Raw genomic sequence first — 15765 nt, 5'->3', positions numbered from 1 at the left:
CGGGTCACGCCCTTTGGAAGTCGGCCGAGCCGAGCAGGCCCGTGGGCCGCCACAGCAGCACGACGAGCACGAGGCCGAAGGTGATCGCGTCCTGGTAGGACGCGGAGATGTAGGAGGCCGACAGGGTCTGGACGACGCCGATGAACAGCCCGCCGATGGCGCTGCCGCGGACGTCGCCCATCCCGCCGATGACCACGGCGGCGAAGCCCTGCAGCAGGAGCGCGTCGCCGAGGTTGAAGTTGAAGCTCTGGCCGCCCGCCATCAGGATGCCGGCCAGGCCGGTGACCGCACCGGACAGCATGGCCGCCCCGATGATCATGGCCTGGGGGCTGATGCCGGTGATCTGGGCCGAGCGCTTGTCGAACCCGACCGCGCGGATCGCCGATCCGACGTTGGTGCGGTGCAGCAGGAAGTAGACGGCAGAGATGACGACGACGGCGCAGACCACGGCCAGGACCTGGGTCTGCAGCACGTCGATCGGGCCGATGCTGATCTGGCCGCGGGGTGCGGTGCCGGGAGGGAAGCCGACCGGGGTCGCCTCCGTGGCGATGCTGAGCACCTCGCGCAGCGCGATCCACATGCCGATGCTGGCGATGACCGCCCCCAACAGCTGGACCCCGCGACGACGCAGCGGCTCGAAGGCGACCTGGTCGACCAGGACGGCGACCAGCCCGGCGCCGATGACGCCGAGGATCGCGGCCAGCCAGAAGGGCAGGCCGCTCTCGTCGAGGACGAAGTAGGTGATCATCGCGCCGTACGTGGCGTAGACGCCCTGGGCCAGGTTGAGGATCTGCATCGTCGAGAAGACGATGCCGAACCCGACGGCGAACAGTGCGTAGATCGCGCCCGTGCAGATGCCGTTGATCAGCTGCTCGAGGAGAAGCACGCTGGTTCCTCTCGGTCGTGGGAACGCGCGACCACGGGTCCGCCCGGCCGGTCCGAGGGACCGGCCGGGCGGATCCGCGTGGGTGAGCGGTTAGTTGGCGGGCTTCCAGGCGGCGATGTCGCCGTCCGGGGCGGTGTAGTTGACGATCTGGACCGCGGACGTGGCGTTGAGCTGGCCGCCGTCGAACGTCACGTCGCCGTAGATCGTGTCCTTGAGCTCCGTCATGCCGTCCAGGGCCTTGGACAGCCCGGCGCGGGTGGTGTCGTCGCCGGCCGCCTTGAGCCCCATCGCCAGGGTGTAGATGGCGTTGTAGCCCTGGGCGGCGTAGCCGTCCGGCGCCTCGCCGTACTCCTTGGTGTAGGCCTCGACGAAGGCCTTCGCCGCGTCGTTGGCGGGCTGGTCGGACAGGAAGTAGACCGGGAACGGCACGCTGGCGAGCGCGTCGGGCTGGGACTTGAACACGCCCGAGCCGCTGATGGTCTCGCCGGTGATGACCTGCCCGTCGTAGCCCTTGTCGTGCAGTGCGGCGATCAGCCCGACCGCGTTGGACTGCGTCCCGGCCACGACGATCGCGTCGGAGTCCTTCTGGATCAGGTCGGTGGCCGCGCTGGTGAAGTTGGTGGTCGTGGAGAGCGTCTCCACGGTCCCGAGGTCCTGCACGCCGGCGTCGTTCATGCCGCTGACGAACGCCTCGGCCTGGGACACGATGCCGGAGTTGTCGGTCATCACGCCGTAGGCGACGGACTTGATGCCGGTCTGCTCGGCGACGGTCTGCGACACCTTCTCGTTGGCCGGCTGCGGCATGGTCACCGTGCGGAAGACGTACGGCGGGTCGGCCAGGTCGACGTCGGTGGCCCCCCACAGCATGAGCGGGACCTTCTGCTTCTCGGCGATCGGCTTGGCCGCTCCGGCCACCGTGGAGAGGATGCAGCAGGTGATGCCGACGATGCTCTTGTCGGCCGCGAGCTGCGCGGCGACGCTGGCCGACTTGGCGGGGTCCTCGGAGCCCTCCTTGGCGACCAGCTCGATCTTCTTGCCGTTGTCCATCAGGTCGTCCGCGTTGACCTGGGCGGCCGCGATCCGGGCGCCGTTGGCGAAGGTCTTGCCGGCGCCGGCGATCGGCCCGGTCTCCGCGACGATCATCCCGATGCGGACGGTGTCCCCGTCGGCTCCGGCTCCGCCGTCCTTGGCGCAACCGCTGGCGGTCATGGCCAGGACGGTCAGCGCGACGGCCACGAGGCGGCGGTTCCTTCGCGGACCGGGCCTGACGGGGGTGCTGTCGATCCGCACGGGGGTCTCCTACTCGCCGGTGGTGGTCTGTTCCGTATTACGAACTAGAGTTCGGAATACGGTGACGCTAGACCCGCGATGTGACGTACGTCAACCTCTTCGAATCGCGAAGCGAAACAATTTCGAAACGGGGTTCCGGAATCCGGACCACCCCGGGATCAGGCGTTCAGGCAGCCCGACAGCACCGAGGCGGCCTCGATCACCAGCGCGATCGTGTGGTCGCGCCGCGCGTCGCTGAAGTTGGCCACCGGGCCGCCGACACTGAGGGTGGCGACCGCGATCCCGTCCGCTCCGAGCACGGGAGCGCCGACGGCGGCGACCCCCTCGACGTAGTCCTCGAGCGACAGGGCGTAGCCCTGGTCGCGGGTGTCCTGGAGCTTGCGGCTCAGCTCCGCCCGGCTCGTGGCGGTGTGGGCGGTGAACTGCTGGTGCGTCATCTCCAGCACCGACGCCTCCACCTCAGGGCAGAAGGCCGCGAGCGCGACCGGGCCGGCGGCCACGTGGTAGGGCAGCACCGAGCCGGGCGTCAGGCCGGCGACCTGCACCGGGTTGGCCCCCACGATGGTCTCGATGATCACCGCCCCCTGCGGTCCGGGGACCATCAGGAACGCCGTGTCGCCCAGCTCGTCGGCGAGCCGCTGCATGAGCGGCAGCGCCTCGCGGCGCAGGTCGAGGTCGGCCCGCGCGATGGCCCCCAGGACCAGCAGGCGCGTGCCGAGCCGGTAGCCGCCGTTGGCCGACCGCACCAGCCAGCCCACGGCGACCAACGTCTGCAGCAATCGGTAGGTCGTGGTCTTGTTGAAGCCGGTCTCGGCCGCGAACTCGCTCAGGGACAGCTCGCGCCGCTCGGTCGTGTAGAGGTCGAGCAGCCGCGCGCCCTTGATGATGGACCCGACGATGTTCTTCGGGTCGAGATCCGTCTCCATGGCCGGACCATACCGTTATTCGGAATCGGCTTCGAGGGACGAATCGGGCGCGGGAACGGGCGGCGACGGCGTCGGGGCCTCCCGGTGGCCCATCAGGGTCAGGGCGTACTGCGCGTAGGCCCGCGCCACCGACGCGGCGTCGAGAGGACCCTCGGGCCGGAACCACGACGGCAACGAGGTGCACATCGTGGCGATGGCGCGCAGCGTCGTCCGGGCGTCGTCGACCTCGAAGGCGCCGACGTCCAGGCACGCGGCGGCCTGGGTGTCGAGCGCGTGCTGGACGCCGTCGCGCAGCCCGGTGATCCGGGTCCGCTCCTGCGGACCGAGGGCCCGCATCTCGCTGGCCCCGATGAAGGCGAGGTCGGCGCGGACCGCGTGGAAGAGGGCGAGCGACTCGACCATGCGGGCGAAGGAGTCGACCGGGTCGCGCCCCTCGACCCGCGCCGCCTCCACCCGCCAGCCGATCTCGGCCAGGGTGAGGTCGAGCAGGGAGACCAGGAGCCGCTCCTTGCTGGGGTGGTGGTGGTAGACCCCGGCGACGCTCAGGTGGGCCTCGGTGGCGACCTCGCGCATGCTCGTCGCGTGGAAGCCCTGGCGCACGAACACCCGCGCCGCGGCCTCCAGCACCGGATCGATCGAGATGGTGGAGAAGTCCCGCCAGGCGCCGCGACGCCCCTCGGGGGTCGCGCCCCGGGACGCCGGGACCTGCGGGATCGCCGCGGACCCGGAGGACCCGGCAGGCCCGCTCAGGAGGTCGGGGGCCGTGGTGTCGAGCAGCTCGGCGATCCGGTGCAGCCGGGTCACGGTCAGCGGGGTGCGGCCGTTCTCGACGGCGCTCAGGGTCGCCGGGCTGACGCCGAGCCGTCCGGCGAGCGCCCGCAGCGAGAGCCCGACCTCCTGCCGCCGCGCGCGGATCGCCCCACCAACGTCCTTGAGTTCAGCCATACTGAACAGACTACCGCGCTGGACGGCGACTGAACACCTACCGTACGATCGTTTGGTCCGTTCAGCGAAGGAGTCCCGTGTCCGACCTCGTCCCGCTCGACCGGCTCGGTCCCGCCCTGGTGCAGGCCACGGGCGACCCCGCGTGGTCCGACCTCGAGCTCGAGCTGATCGCCGGCGGCAAGTCCAACCTGACCTTCGTCGTACGCAGCGGGGCCGGGGAGCTCGTCCTGCGGCGTCCGCCCACCGGCACGCTGCTGCCCAGCGCGCACGACATGACCCGCGAGGCGCGGGTGCAGCGCGCCCTGGCCGGCACCGACGTCCCGGTCGCGCGGATCGTGCTGGCCGACGACGGCGACCTCCTCGGCGTGCGGTGCTACGTGATGGAGAAGGTCGAGGGCCACGTCATCCGAGGCAGCCTGCCCGCGCCGTTCGAGGGACCGGCGGCCCGCGAGCACCTCTCGTTCGCCTTCGCCGACACCCTGGCCACCCTGCACGCGGTCGACCCCGCCGCCGTCGGCCTGGGTGACTACGGCCGCCCCGACGGCTTCATGGCCCGGCAGGTCCGGCGCTGGACCGGTCAGTGGCAGGCCAGCCGGACCCACGACGTACCCGAGATCGACGAGCTGGGCCGACGGCTGGCCGCCGCGGTGCCGACCCAGCAGCGCTCGACCGTCGTCCACGGCGACTTCCGTCTCGACAACGTCGTCTACGACGGCGAGGACCCGCGCACGATCCGGGCCGTCCTCGACTGGGAGCTCTCGACCCTCGGCGACCCGCTCGCCGACGTGGGCCTGCTGATGCTCTTCTGGGCCGGCCCCCAGGACCCGACCCTGAGCCTGATCCCCGGCGTCACCCACCTGCCGGGCTTCCCCGACCGCGACGCGATGGTGGCGCGGTACGCCGCCTCGTCGCCCGTCGACCTCTCGGACCTGGCCTACTACCGGGCGTTCGCGCACTTCAAGTTCGCCGTCATCGCCCAGGGCGTCTCCGCCCGCTCGGCCGCCGGAGCCATGGCCGGACAGGACTTCGGCGACCTCGACCACGAGATCCGCCAGCTGGGCCGTGCCGGCCTCGAGCTGGTCTGACCCGACAGGAAGCAGACGATGGACTTCACGCTCTCCCCCCAGGCCCGCGCGGCCAGTGACGACATGTGGGACTTCATGCGCTCGCACGTCTTCCCGGCCGAGCCGGTCTGGACGGCCCAGCTCGCCGAGAACGGCCCGCACTCGCACCCTCCGGTGATGGAGGAGCTCAAGGCCGAGGCGCGCCGACGTGGCCTGTGGAACCTCTTCCTCCCGCAGAGCTCCGGCCTCTCCAACGTCGACTACGCCGCCGTTGCCGAGATCTCCGGCTGGTCCCCCGTGATCGCCCCCGAGGCGATCAACTGCCAGGCGCCCGACACCGGCAACATGGAGACCCTCGAGCTGTTCGCCACCCCGGCGCAGCGCGAGCAGTGGCTCGAGCCGCTGCTCGCCGGCGAGATCCGCTCCGCGTTCGCGATGACCGAGCCTGACGTCGCGTCCTCCGACGCCACCAACATCACCACCCGCATCGAGCGCGACGGCACCGACTACGTGATCAACGGTCGCAAGTGGTGGATCACCGGCGTCGCCGACGAGCGCTGCCGGGTCTTCATCGTGATGGGCAAGACCGACCTGGAGGCCCCCACGCACCGCCAGCAGTCGATGATCCTGGTCCCGCGGGACACCCCGGGCGTCACCATCGAGCGCAGCCTGCCGATCTTCGGCTACCAGGACCAGCACGGGCACTGCGAGATCACCTTCACCGACGTCCGGGTGCCGGCCACCAACCTCCTCGCGGAGGAGGGCGACGGCTTCCTCATCTCCCAGGCCCGCCTGGGACCCGGCCGGATCCACCACGCCATGCGGGCGATCGGCATGGCCGAGCGGGCCCTGGCCCTGATGGTCGAGCGGGCCAGGACCCGGGTCGCCTTCGGCAAGCCCCTCGCCGAGCAGTCCAACGTCCTGGACCTGATCGCCCAGTCGCGCATCGAGATCGACCAGGCCCGGCTGCACGTCTACCACGCCGCCTGGCTGATCGACCGGCACGGAGCCAAGGGCGCACGCAGCGAGATCTCGGCGATCAAGGTCTCGGCGCCCGCCATGGCCACCGCCGTCATCGACCGCGCCATCGAGGTCTTCGGCGGGATGGGCGTCTCCGACGACACCCCGCTCGCCTACTTCTACGCCTGGGCGCGCGTGCTGCGCATCGTCGACGGGCCCGACGCCGTCCACCGGCGCACGGTCGCGCGCATGGAGCTCAAGCACACCCCGCCGTACGTCGGCTGAGAGGGCGACCCGTGAACCCCCTGGACCGCTTCCGGCTGGACGACAAGGTCGTCCTGGTCACCGGCGCCAGCTCCGGGCTGGGCGTGGGCTTCGCCCACGCCCTGGCCGCGGCCGGCGCGACCCTCGTCCTCGCCGCCCGGCGCGAGGACCAGCTGGAGGCCGTCGCCGCGGACCTGCGCGCCCAGGGCACCACCGTCCTCACCGTGCGCACCGATGTCTCCGTGCTCGACGACTGCGAGGCCGCCGCGGCGGCTGCGGTGGCGCAGCTCGGACGGATCGACGTCCTGGTCAACAACGCCGGCGTCGGTCACGCCGGGAGCGCGCTGCGCGAGGACCCGGACCGGTTCCGGAGCACGATCGACATCAACCTCAACGGCGTCTACTGGATGGCTCGGGCCTGCGCGCCCCACATGCCGCGGGGGTCGGCCGTCGTCAACGTCGCCAGCGCCCTGGGCCTGGCGGCCTCGCGCTACCCACAGGCCGGCTACTGCGCAAGCAAGGCCGGGGTCCTCGGCCTGACCCGCGACCTGGCCCAGCAGTGGTCGCAGCGCCGGGGCATCAGGGTCAACGCCCTGTGTCCCGGCTACTTCGACTCCGAGATCACCAACGGCGAGGGGTCCGAGGCCCTGCGCGAGATGGTGGCGCAGCACAGCATCCTCGGCCGGTTCGGCGAGCAGGCCGAGCTCGACGGCGCGCTGCTGTTCCTGGCCAGTCCCGCCTCGTCGTACATGACCGGCGGCTCGCTGGTCGTCGACGGCGGACTCACCGCGACCGTCTGAGCCGACTCCCGGGCCACCACGTGAGGCGCGCGACATCGCCCGAATGCCCCGCCTCCGCTAATTTGGTCACATGACCAGTAATAGCGAAGCCACTCCGACCACCCCCGTCCGGCCAGGCCGGGCCGGAGCCCACCCGTGGTGACGGCCCTGCAGCGCCTGGCCACCCTGTGCGTACGACGGCGCTGGCTGGTGCTCGTCGCCTGGCTGCTGGTCCTGGGGGCGGCTGGCGGCTCGGCGGTGGCCTTCGGCGGGCGGACCGACGACTCCTTCAGCGTGCCGGGAACCGAGTCCGAGCAGGCGCTCCAGCTGCTCGACCACCGCTTCCCGGGTACTGGCGGCACCACCGCGCGCATCGTCTTCGCGGCGCCCGAGGGCCACGACCTGGGCGAGCAGCGCTACGCACGCCTGGTCGCGGCCACGGTCGCGCAGGCCCGCGACGTGCCGCAGACGATCCCCGGGGCCGCCCGCGAGTTCCGCTCCAGCCTGCAGGTCTCGCCCGACCGGCGGGTGGCCTTCGCCGACCTCCAGCTCGACGTCCCGGTGTCCGAGATCGACACCGGCACCAAGCAGGCGCTGGAGGAGGTCGCCGGACCGGCCCGCGCGGCCGGTCTCGACGTCGAGTACTCCGGCGGGGTGATCAGCACCAGCGAGCCCGGCGGCGAGGCGGACCTGATCGGGATCGGTGTCGCCTACCTCGTCCTGCTGGTGACGTTCGGCGCCCTGCTGGTCGCCGGACTCCCCCTGCTCAGCGCCCTGCTCGGGATCGGGGTGGCCTCGCTGACCATCACCGCCCTGTCGGGCGGGCTCACGATCAGCTCGTCGGCGCCGACGCTCTCGCTGATGCTCGGGCTGGCCGTCGGCATCGACTACGCGAGCTTCATCATCTCCCGGGCCAGACAGGCGCGCCGCGAGGGCGCCGAGGTGGACGCCGCGATCATCCAGGGCACGGCCGCCGCCGGCGGCTCGGTCGTCTTCGCCGGGGTCACCGTGATCCTCGCGCTGCTCGCCCTGTCCGTGGTCGGCATCCCCTTCCTGCGCACCATGGGCCTGGCAGCCGCGGGGTCCGTGGCCGTGGCCGTCGTCGTGGCCGTGACGTTCCTGCCCGCCCTGATGGCCGTCACCGGCGACCGGTGGGCCCGCCAGCGGCGTACGCCGCGCGAGCCGGCGCTCGGACGCCGGTACGTCGGGGCCGTGACGCGTCGCCCGTGGATCGCCCTGGGGCTCGCCCTGGTCGTCGTCGTCCTCGGCGTGGTCAACGTCCCGGGTACCCGCCAGGGGCTGCCGTCCGACAGCAGCGCCCCGACCGACACCACCCAGCGCCGCGCCTACGACCTGCTCGCCGAGGGCTTCGGCGAGGGGGCCAACGGTCCGCTGCAGCTGGTGATCGACACCCGGGGGACCGCGATCGACGCATCGAGGGCCGGGACCGACGCCCTCGGCCTGCTGCGCGGCGACCGCGACGTGCTCGACGTGGCCGGGCCGCTGGTCAACCAGGCCGGCGACCTCGCGATCGTCGTGGTCACCCCGCGCAGCGGCCCCTCCTCCCCCGCGACCGCCGACCTGGCGCACCGGATCCGGACGACGGCCGCCGACCTCGGGGACCGGCGCGACGTCGACACCTACGTCACGGGTCAGACCGCGGTCGACCTCGACACCGCGTCCACGGTCGCCGGGGCGATGCCGCTCTTCGTCGGCCTCATCCTCGTCCTGGCGCTGCTGCTCCTCATCCTGGTGTTCCGATCACTCCTGGTCCCCCTGGTCGCGGTCCTCGGGTTCGCGGCGAGCCTGTTCACCGCGCTCGGCGTCACCCGGTTCGTGTTCCAGGACGGGCACGGGTTGTCGCTGCTCGGCGCCCAGGGTGACGGCCAGGTGGTCAGCTTCGTGCCGGTCCTCACCGTCGCAGTCCTCTTCGGGCTCGCGATGGACTACGAGGTCTTCCTGGTCAGCCGGATGAAGGAGCTCCACGACCACGGCGCGGACCCGCACGAGGCGACGGTCTCGGGCTTCGCCTCGAGCGCCCGTGTGGTCACCGCCGCGGCGATCATCATGATCGCGGTCTTCGTCGCCTTCGTCCTCGACCCGTCGATCGTCATCAAGCAGATCGCGTTCGCGCTCGCGGTCGGCATCGCCGTGGACGCCTTCGTGATCCGGATGACGGTGATCCCGGCGATCCACCAGCTCCTCGGCGCGCGGGCCTGGGCCCTGCCACGGCTCCTGGACCGACTGCTGCCCCGGATCGACCTCGAGGGCTCCTCCCTCAGCTGAGGGACGTCCGCACCTCAGGCGGCCGGGCCACCCGAGGTGCGGGCGAGCTGGAGCAGGTGGGCCAGCATCGCCAGCACGCCCTCCGGGTCGGCGCCGTCGGGATCGGCCAGCCAGGCCAGGACCATGCCGTCGAAGGTCACCGCGACGAGCTCACCGAGGGTCGCGACCGTCGCGGGGTCCAGGTCGGAGTCGGCCAGGGCGAGCTCGACGACGTGGCGGGCCGTGGCCCGGTAGAGCTGGTACTGCCGGGCGGCCAGCTCGCGCATCCCGGGGGTCCGCACGGCCAGGACCGTCAGCTCGTAGGTCCCGAGCTGGGTGCCGAGGTCGTCCTCGGCGATCGAGCGGAAGGTCGCCAGCAGCGCCTCGCGGTAGTCGGTCTCGTCGGACAGGGCGAGGGCCTCGGTCACCGTCTCGATGCGGCGCAGCAGCTCGCGCACCACGGCGTCGAGCAACCCGGCCTTGTCCTTGAACCAGTAGTGCACGGTCCCGAGCGGCACCCCCGCCTCGTCGGCGATCTTGCGGGTCGTGGCCGCGCCGACCCCGTCGCGGCCGATGACCGTCATCGCCGCGGTGACCAGCTCGGCCTGGCTGGTCCGCGGTGGTCGTCCGCGGCGCGGGGCCGCGGGGACGGACGGGGCGGGGGGAGCGGCGCCGTCGACCATGGGCGTGATTCTCACACGCCCATCGCGATCGAGTGCGGGCGCCCGACCTCCCACCCAAATTAATTGGTCACTTGACCACATGCCCGGTGGTGCCCCACGATCCCTCGGGACGAGCTCGACCGTCGTCGTCCCCGAGCCCCCGGCGAGCAGGAGATCGACATGGCCCAGACGGCCCAGCCCCGCACCCCCGACCACGGGTTCCGCACGGCGGGCCGGACCGTCGTCCTGGCGACCTTCGCCGCGCTCGTCGTCGTGACCCAGGTGCTGTGGCTGACCTTCTCCCCCGTCACCGACGAGGTCGCCGGCGACCTCGGCGTCGGCTCCGGCCGGATCGGCGACCTCACCGCGCTCAACCCGCTGGTCTTCGTGGTGCTCGCCCTGCCCGCCGGACGGTGGCTCGACCGCCGGCTCGCGCCCACGCTCGCCTGCGGCGCCGCCCTGACCGCTCTGGGGGCGACGGTCCGGGCGCTCGGCCCGGACTCCTTCACCACCCTGCTCTGCGGGCAGATCGTGGTCTCGCTGGGCCAGCCGCTCGTCGTGGGGGCCACGACCGCCGTCGCGGTCCGCTTCGCCCCCGCCCGCTCGCGGGCGACGGTGATCGCCCTGGTCAGCGCCGCGCAGTTCGTCGGGATCCTGGTGGCCGCGCTCAGCACCGGCCCTCTCTACGACGCCGTCGGTCTCGACGGGCTCGTGCGCGCGCAGGCCGTCCTCGCGGTCGCGGTCGCCCTCGCCGTCGCCGTGTCCGTGCTGGGCGTCGCCCCGCTCCACGACGGCGCCCGCGACGGGCACGACGACGTACGGCGCGACGCGGAGTCCGGGGCCGGCCGGCGCCTCGACCCGTTCCTGGTCGGGCTGGCGGTCACGCTCTTCGTCGGGGTCGGCGTGTTCAACGCCGTCGCCACCTGGCTCGACTCGGTGCTCGACGACCTGGGCGAGCCCGACGCGGCCGGTGGCCTGATCGCGGCGATGACCGTGGCCGGCATCCTCGGCTCGCTGGTGCTGCCTGGCTGGGCCAGCCGGACCGGACGCCGACGCCAGGTGCTGGTCGGGGCGGCCGTGGTCACGGTGACCTGCTTCGTCGTCGCCGCACTGGCCGAGGACGTCGTCGTCCTCGGCGTGGTGCTGGTCGTCGTCGGCCTGGCGCTCCTGCCGTGCCTGCCGATCGCCCTGGAGTGGGCCGAGGTACGGCTGGGAGCGGACCGGGCCGCGCGAGGCACGACGCTGCTCCTGCTCGCGGGCAACGCGGGCGGGGTCGTGCTGGTGCTGACGGTCCAGGCGTTCCTGTCGTCACCTGCCGCGGCGCTCGGTGCCGTGGCGGTCGTCGCACTGCCGGCGGTCGTCGCGACCCTGACCCTGCCGCGCGACGCCCCCGTCCGGTGACCGGGGCGGTGCCGCCGGTCAGGCTCGGCCGAGGGGCGCCTCGGAGACGACCAGCTCCTCCAGGTTCTGCAGCGACCGGGTGAACTCGGCACGCAGGGACCGGCGCAGGACGGCCACCACCAGCGGTGTGAGGGGGCCGAGCCCGATCCGGAAGCGCACCTCGTAGGTCATCGCCGTGCGATCGGGACCCAGGGGCTCGAAGCGGAAGGTGTTGACGAGATCGCGCAGCGGCGCGAACCCGGTGCCGGCGTCGACGCGGCGCTCGTGGGGCACGTCCTCGAGCACGGTCCACTGCGAGCGGGTGACCAGCGGACCGACGGCGCGGTTGCGCTCGGCGTAGGTCCTGCCGACCGTGGCCCGACCGTGGTGATCGGTCACCTCCAGGACGCCGTCCACCCAGTCTCCGTAGCGGGAGGTGTCGTCGGTGACCGCGCAGATCGCCTCCACCCCCGCGGCCAGCTCGCGCGTGACGCTCACGATGACGGTGCGGGTCATGTCAGATCTCCTCCAGCACGGCGGCTGCCGTGGTCGTGGCGGAGCTGATCGCCCCGTCCATGAAGCCGTTCCAGTAGTGGGCGTGCTCGGCCCCGGCCCAGTGCACCCGGTCGAACGCGACGTCGCGCCAGCGCCCGATGCCGGTGAGCACGCCGGGCGTGAGCACGGAGGTCGGTCCGCCCCGGGTCCACTCCTCGTCGGTCCAGTCCTGCTCGAGGTAGTCCAGCGGGCGCAGGGCCTGCGGGCCGACGACCCGCGCGAAGCTCCGCAGGACCGCACCGCGGCGCTCCCGCCCGGGCCGGACCGACCAGCGGCGCCACTCGGCGCCACCGACGAAGCCCATCAGCACACCGGGTGTCCCGCTCGGGGGGCTGTTGTCGAACATCGAGCACACCGGGGCCGCGTCGCCGCGGAAGACGCCCTGGCCCGACAGGCCCTGCTCGCGCCAGAACGGGGTCTCGTAGACCGCCTCGCACTTCATCAGGCTGCCGAACGACATCCGCTCGAACAGCGCGTGCTGCTGCGCCGGCAGCACGGGGTCGAAGGCGATCCGGGCGGCCAGGGGCGGCGGGACGGCCACGACGACGCGGGCCGCACGCCAGGTGCCGGCGTCGGTGACGACGCTGACCCCGTCGCGGTCCTGACGGATCGAGCGCACCGGCCGGCCCAGGGCGACCCGGTCGCCGAGCTCGTCGGCGAGGAGCAGCGAGAGCCGCTGCGACCCACCCACGAGGCGTGACTCCTGCGCGCCACCGGCCACGCCGATCATCCGCTCGAGGGTGCCCGGCTGCTCCGCGTCGCCCGCCCCCGCGACGTACCAGAGGGCGAAGAGGGCCGAGACCTCCGCGGCGGTCGCGCCGAACGCCGAGCCGAGCAGGACGTTGACGAGCTCGAGGCCGCCCGAGCCGATCGTCGTACGCCGGATCCAGGTCTCGAGGGTGATCGCGTCGAGCTCGGCCGCCCGGGGCGCCTCCCACGGCGCCTCGACCGGGACCGCCCGCGACGCGGCGTTCATCCGCAGCATGGTCATCGCGACGTCGGGCAGCGCGAGGTGGTCCGGGGGGACGTCACCGGCGAAGCGCCGGGCCCGGTGACCGCGCACGTAGACGCTGTCGCCGTCGTCGTGGGCGGGGAAGAGGGGGACGCCGAGGTCGGCGGCCAGCCGTCGTACGTGGTGCTGGGTGGGGCCGACGAACTGGCCGCCCGTCTCGACGACCTCGCCGTGGCCCAGGTCGTGGTTGAGCGTGCGGCCACCGACCCGGTCGCGCGCCTCGAGCACCTGCACCCGGAGGCCGGCGGTCGACAGCTCGCGCGCCGCGGTCAGACCGGCCAGGCCGGCTCCCACCACCACCACGTCGACCGAGCCGCCGACAGGGCCGCCCACGGGCCCAGCCGTCCGGTCCTGCGTCTCCGGCCTCGCCATGACGGCTCCTCGTGGGGTCGCTGATCGACGTCGGGACGCACCGTAGCCTCTTATCAGGTCGATCGTCCAGAAATCTAGCACCGCCCGCCGGAGGCGACGGCGCCCAGCCACCACGACTCGTGGCAGAGCACCGCTCTCGATCAGCAGTCGACGGCCGATCAGCCTTGGCGCGCCCGCTCGCGCAGCTCACGCTCGTACGACGTGCGGGCGGCACTGTCGGCACCGCTCAGCACCGTGTCCGCACTGATGAGCCGCTGGATCCCGAGGCGTACGCCGCGGGGCAGCAGCGACGAGGCTGCCACCATGCGTCCGCCCGACCGGGGCACCCACGTCTCGTCGCGCGGACGCCGGATCACCCCGACGATGGCCTTCGCGACGTCCTCCGGGGCGAGGTGCTTGACGCCCTTGGCGTGGGCCACCCCGGCGGCCAGCGCCGTCTCGACCGCCGTCGGCAGGATGACGCTGACGGCGATGCCGTCGCGGGCCAGCTCGTCCCTCACGGCGTCGCTCATCGCGATCACCGCGGCCTTCGAGGCCGAGTAGCTCGCACCCTCGGCGAGCGGGAGCCGGCCGACGGCGGAGGCGACGTTGACGACCTGCCCGCCGCCGCGCGCGATCATGGCCGGCACGACCATCTTCATGCCGAGGCCGTAGCCCAGGACGTTCACGTCGAAGACGGCGCGGGAGATGGCGTCGTCCTCGTCGAGGAAACGGCCCAGCGGCATGATGCCCGCGTTGTTGACCAGGACGTCGATCGGGCCGGCCTCGGCGGTCGCGGCCAGGAAGTCGGCCCACGAGTCGCGGCTCGTGACGTCGAGCCGCGCCCCGACCGCGCCACCGCCCACGGAGTCGGCGGCCTCGGTGACCTGGGCGAGGTCGAGGTCACCGAGCACGACCCTGGCGCCGGCGTCCGCCAGCTGCCGGGCGGTGGTGAGCCCGATACCGCGGGCCCCTCCGGTGATGACGACGACGCGTCCGGTGAGGTCCGTGGTCATGGCGCTCCTGGGGTGGCTGGGATGGTGATGGTGATCATGGCGGACGGTGAGGGTCGGTCGGGCTCGTCGCTCATCGGGAGGTGCCGACGCGGGTCCCCGGCGTGAACGTCGCGGGCAGCTGGTCGATGCCGTTGATGGACGACTTGATGGGGTACTCGACGACCTGGTCCTCCAGCACGTGGAAGTCGGGGAGTCGCTCGAGGACCCGCTCGATCATGATGCGCAGCTCGAGGCGGGCCAGGGGCGCACCGAGGCACCGGTGGGGCCCTGCGCCGAACGCCACGTGCTCGGATGCGTTGGCGCGCGCGAGGTCGACCCGGTCGGGGTCCTCGAAGACGCGCTCGTCGCGGTTGGCGGCGGCGTACGTCAGCATCACGCGGTCACCCTCGGCCAACGACTGTCCGCCGAGCTCGGTGTCGGCGGCCACGGTGCGGGCGACACCGAAGAACGGGCTGTAGTAGCGCAGGAACTCCTCGATCGCCGTAGGGATCCGGTCGGGCTCGCGCTGCAGGAGCGCCCGCTCCTCGGGGTGGGCCGAGAGCCAGCGCAGGGAGTGCAGGAGCGCCGAGGTCGTCGTGTCGGTGGCGGCGAACGTGAGCCCGTTGAGGATCGTCGCCGCCTCTTCGTCAGTGACGGGAGAGCCGAGCACGGAGCCCCGGGTCAGGGCGGAGGCGACGTCGTCGCGCGGGTCCTCGCGCCGTTGCTTGACGAGCTCGAGCACCTTGGCCTGGGTCGCGAAGAGGGCGTCGAACGGGAACTCCGGCGAGTAGATGCCGTGCAGGTTCATGGCGTGGACGACGGCGGCGAAGTCGGCCCACTCCTCGGGGTCGAAGCCGATCACCGAGATCGTGACCTTGGTGGGGATGACGCGACCGAAGTCGGTGGCGAAGTCGAGACGCCCGCTCTCGATCACGTCGTCGAGCGCGGCGTCGACGTAGGCGCGGACCTGCGCCTCTTGCGACCGCACGGCCTTCGGGGTGAAGAACGGGACCTCGAGACGGCGGATGTCGGTGTGCATGGGCCCGTCGGCCTCGCTCGGCACCATCCTGGCCAGCGATGCGTCCGGGATGGTCGAGCCGCCGCGCGGGGTGCGTGGCTCCGGATAGGCGACCTTGTCGCGTTCGGCGAAGGCGTCGCCGTCGATGCCGTCGTGCAGCGAGGAGAAGTGCTCCCAGTCGGTCGCCGCCGCCTTGAGCTCCTCGTGGCCGGTGACCATCCAGAAGCCGTCATGGTGTGACGAGTGGGCCACGGGGCAACGTGCGAGCTGGTTGAGTCGTGGGCTCCAGTGGTCGGAGTAGTCGGGGTCGAGGTGGTCGAAGTCGATCTCGACCCGCCCCTCGTCCGACATCACGGGGCACAGGTGGGGCGCGGCTGCGACGGCGTCGTCGGTCATGTGGTGGTTCCTCGTCG

Annotated in this window: 14 protein-coding genes; 5 read left to right on the top strand and 9 right to left on the bottom strand. The window is 72.5% G+C overall.

Annotation, left to right across the window (positions count from 1 at the left end):
• Positions 1–4: 4 nt before the first annotated feature.
• The 4 genes from FJQ56_RS11900 to FJQ56_RS11885 all read right to left on the bottom strand — a co-directional run bounded on the left by FJQ56_RS11900 (position 5) and on the right by FJQ56_RS11885 (position 4047).
• Positions 5–886 (bottom strand): branched-chain amino acid ABC transporter permease, encoded by an 882-nt coding sequence (locus FJQ56_RS11900; protein WP_140009595.1) that lies wholly within the window; start codon positions 884–886, stop codon positions 5–7.
• Between the two features lie 90 nt (positions 887–976).
• On the bottom strand, positions 977–2176 hold the full coding sequence (locus FJQ56_RS11895; RefSeq protein ID WP_140009594.1) for an ABC transporter substrate-binding protein: 1200 nt from the start codon (positions 2174–2176) through the stop codon (positions 977–979).
• 158 nt (positions 2177–2334) lie between these two features.
• Entirely contained in the window at positions 2335–3102 is a 768-nt protein-coding gene (locus FJQ56_RS11890) for an IclR family transcriptional regulator (protein ID WP_140009593.1), read from the bottom strand.
• A gap of 15 nt (positions 3103–3117) precedes the next feature.
• A complete protein-coding gene (locus FJQ56_RS11885; protein WP_140009592.1) occupies positions 3118–4047 on the bottom strand; it encodes a TetR-type transcription factor C-terminal domain-containing protein in 930 nt (309 codons plus the stop codon).
• 77 nt (positions 4048–4124) lie between these two features.
• On the opposite strand from FJQ56_RS11885, the gene FJQ56_RS11880 reads away from it, so the two are divergent.
• The 4 genes from FJQ56_RS11880 to FJQ56_RS11865 all read left to right on the top strand — a co-directional run bounded on the left by FJQ56_RS11880 (position 4125) and on the right by FJQ56_RS11865 (position 9400).
• The gene (locus FJQ56_RS11880) at positions 4125–5132 is read left to right on the top strand and encodes a phosphotransferase family protein (RefSeq protein WP_140009591.1); all 1008 of its coding nucleotides are present in this window, start codon (positions 4125–4127) and stop codon (positions 5130–5132) included.
• A gap of 18 nt (positions 5133–5150) precedes the next feature.
• Complete coding sequence (locus FJQ56_RS11875; RefSeq protein ID WP_140009590.1) at positions 5151–6356, top strand: acyl-CoA dehydrogenase family protein; 1206 nt, start codon at positions 5151–5153, stop codon at positions 6354–6356.
• A gap of 11 nt (positions 6357–6367) precedes the next feature.
• A complete protein-coding gene (locus tag FJQ56_RS11870; RefSeq protein ID WP_140009589.1) occupies positions 6368–7135 on the top strand; it encodes an SDR family NAD(P)-dependent oxidoreductase in 768 nt (255 codons plus the stop codon).
• A 135-nt stretch (positions 7136–7270) separates the two neighbouring features.
• Positions 7271–9400 (top strand): MMPL family transporter, encoded by a 2130-nt coding sequence (locus FJQ56_RS11865; protein WP_140009588.1) that lies wholly within the window; start codon positions 7271–7273, stop codon positions 9398–9400.
• Between the two features lie 14 nt (positions 9401–9414).
• Here the strand turns inward: FJQ56_RS11865 and FJQ56_RS11860 are convergent, their stop codons facing one another.
• Positions 9415–10062, bottom strand: a complete 648-nt coding sequence (locus FJQ56_RS11860; RefSeq protein WP_170215360.1) for a TetR/AcrR family transcriptional regulator — start codon at positions 10060–10062, stop codon at positions 9415–9417.
• Between the two features lie 159 nt (positions 10063–10221).
• Here FJQ56_RS11860 and FJQ56_RS11855 point away from each other — a divergent pair, with 159 nt between their 5' ends.
• Entirely contained in the window at positions 10222–11442 is a 1221-nt protein-coding gene (locus FJQ56_RS11855; RefSeq protein WP_140009586.1) for an MFS transporter, read from the top strand.
• 18 nt (positions 11443–11460) lie between these two features.
• Here FJQ56_RS11855 and FJQ56_RS11850 read toward each other — a convergent pair whose 3' ends face one another.
• The 4 genes from FJQ56_RS11850 to FJQ56_RS11835 form a co-directional block, all read right to left on the bottom strand.
• Positions 11461–11937, bottom strand: a complete 477-nt coding sequence (locus tag FJQ56_RS11850) for an SRPBCC family protein (RefSeq protein WP_140009585.1) — start codon at positions 11935–11937, stop codon at positions 11461–11463.
• A gap of 1 nt (position 11938) precedes the next feature.
• Complete coding sequence (locus FJQ56_RS11845) at positions 11939–13321, bottom strand: flavin monoamine oxidase family protein (RefSeq protein WP_211350848.1); 1383 nt, start codon at positions 13319–13321, stop codon at positions 11939–11941.
• A 197-nt stretch (positions 13322–13518) separates the two neighbouring features.
• Positions 13519–14355 carry an SDR family oxidoreductase gene (locus tag FJQ56_RS11840; RefSeq protein WP_140009583.1) on the bottom strand — a complete coding sequence of 279 codons (837 nt, stop codon included), beginning with the start codon at positions 14353–14355 and terminating at the stop codon, positions 13519–13521.
• Positions 14356–14425: 70 nt separating this feature from the next.
• Positions 14426–15748: a cytochrome P450 gene (locus FJQ56_RS11835; RefSeq protein ID WP_140009582.1), complete on the bottom strand. Its 1323-nt coding sequence runs from the start codon at positions 15746–15748 to the stop codon at positions 14426–14428.
• Positions 15749–15765: the final 17 nt, after the last annotated feature.

It is taken from the genome of Nocardioides plantarum (assembly GCF_006346395.1).
Taxonomy (GTDB): domain Bacteria; phylum Actinomycetota; class Actinomycetes; order Propionibacteriales; family Nocardioidaceae; genus Nocardioides; species Nocardioides plantarum.
Note: the sequence above shows the minus strand (reverse complement) of the source record. Positions and strands in the feature narration are given on the sequence as shown.

Bases quoted from the DNA above. Each gene is read 5' to 3' on its own strand.
- FJQ56_RS11885 (WP_140009592.1), bottom strand. From the start codon at position 4,047: ATGGCTGAACTCAAGGACGTTGGTGGGGCGATCCGCGCGCGGCGGCAG.
- FJQ56_RS11860 (WP_170215360.1), bottom strand. From the start codon at position 10,062: ATGGTCGACGGCGCCGCTCCCCCCGCCCCGTCCGTCCCCGCGGCCCCG.
- FJQ56_RS11835 (WP_140009582.1), bottom strand. From the start codon at position 15,748: ATGACCGACGACGCCGTCGCAGCCGCGCCCCACCTGTGCCCCGTGATG.
- FJQ56_RS11890 (WP_140009593.1), bottom strand. From the start codon at position 3,102: ATGGAGACGGATCTCGACCCGAAGAACATCGTCGGGTCCATCATCAAG.
- FJQ56_RS11875 (WP_140009590.1), top strand. From the start codon at position 5,151: ATGGACTTCACGCTCTCCCCCCAGGCCCGCGCGGCCAGTGACGACATG.
- FJQ56_RS11855 (WP_140009586.1), top strand. From the start codon at position 10,222: ATGGCCCAGACGGCCCAGCCCCGCACCCCCGACCACGGGTTCCGCACG.
- FJQ56_RS11850 (WP_140009585.1), bottom strand. From the start codon at position 11,937: ATGACCCGCACCGTCATCGTGAGCGTCACGCGCGAGCTGGCCGCGGGG.
- FJQ56_RS11840 (WP_140009583.1), bottom strand. From the start codon at position 14,355: ATGACCACGGACCTCACCGGACGCGTCGTCGTCATCACCGGAGGGGCC.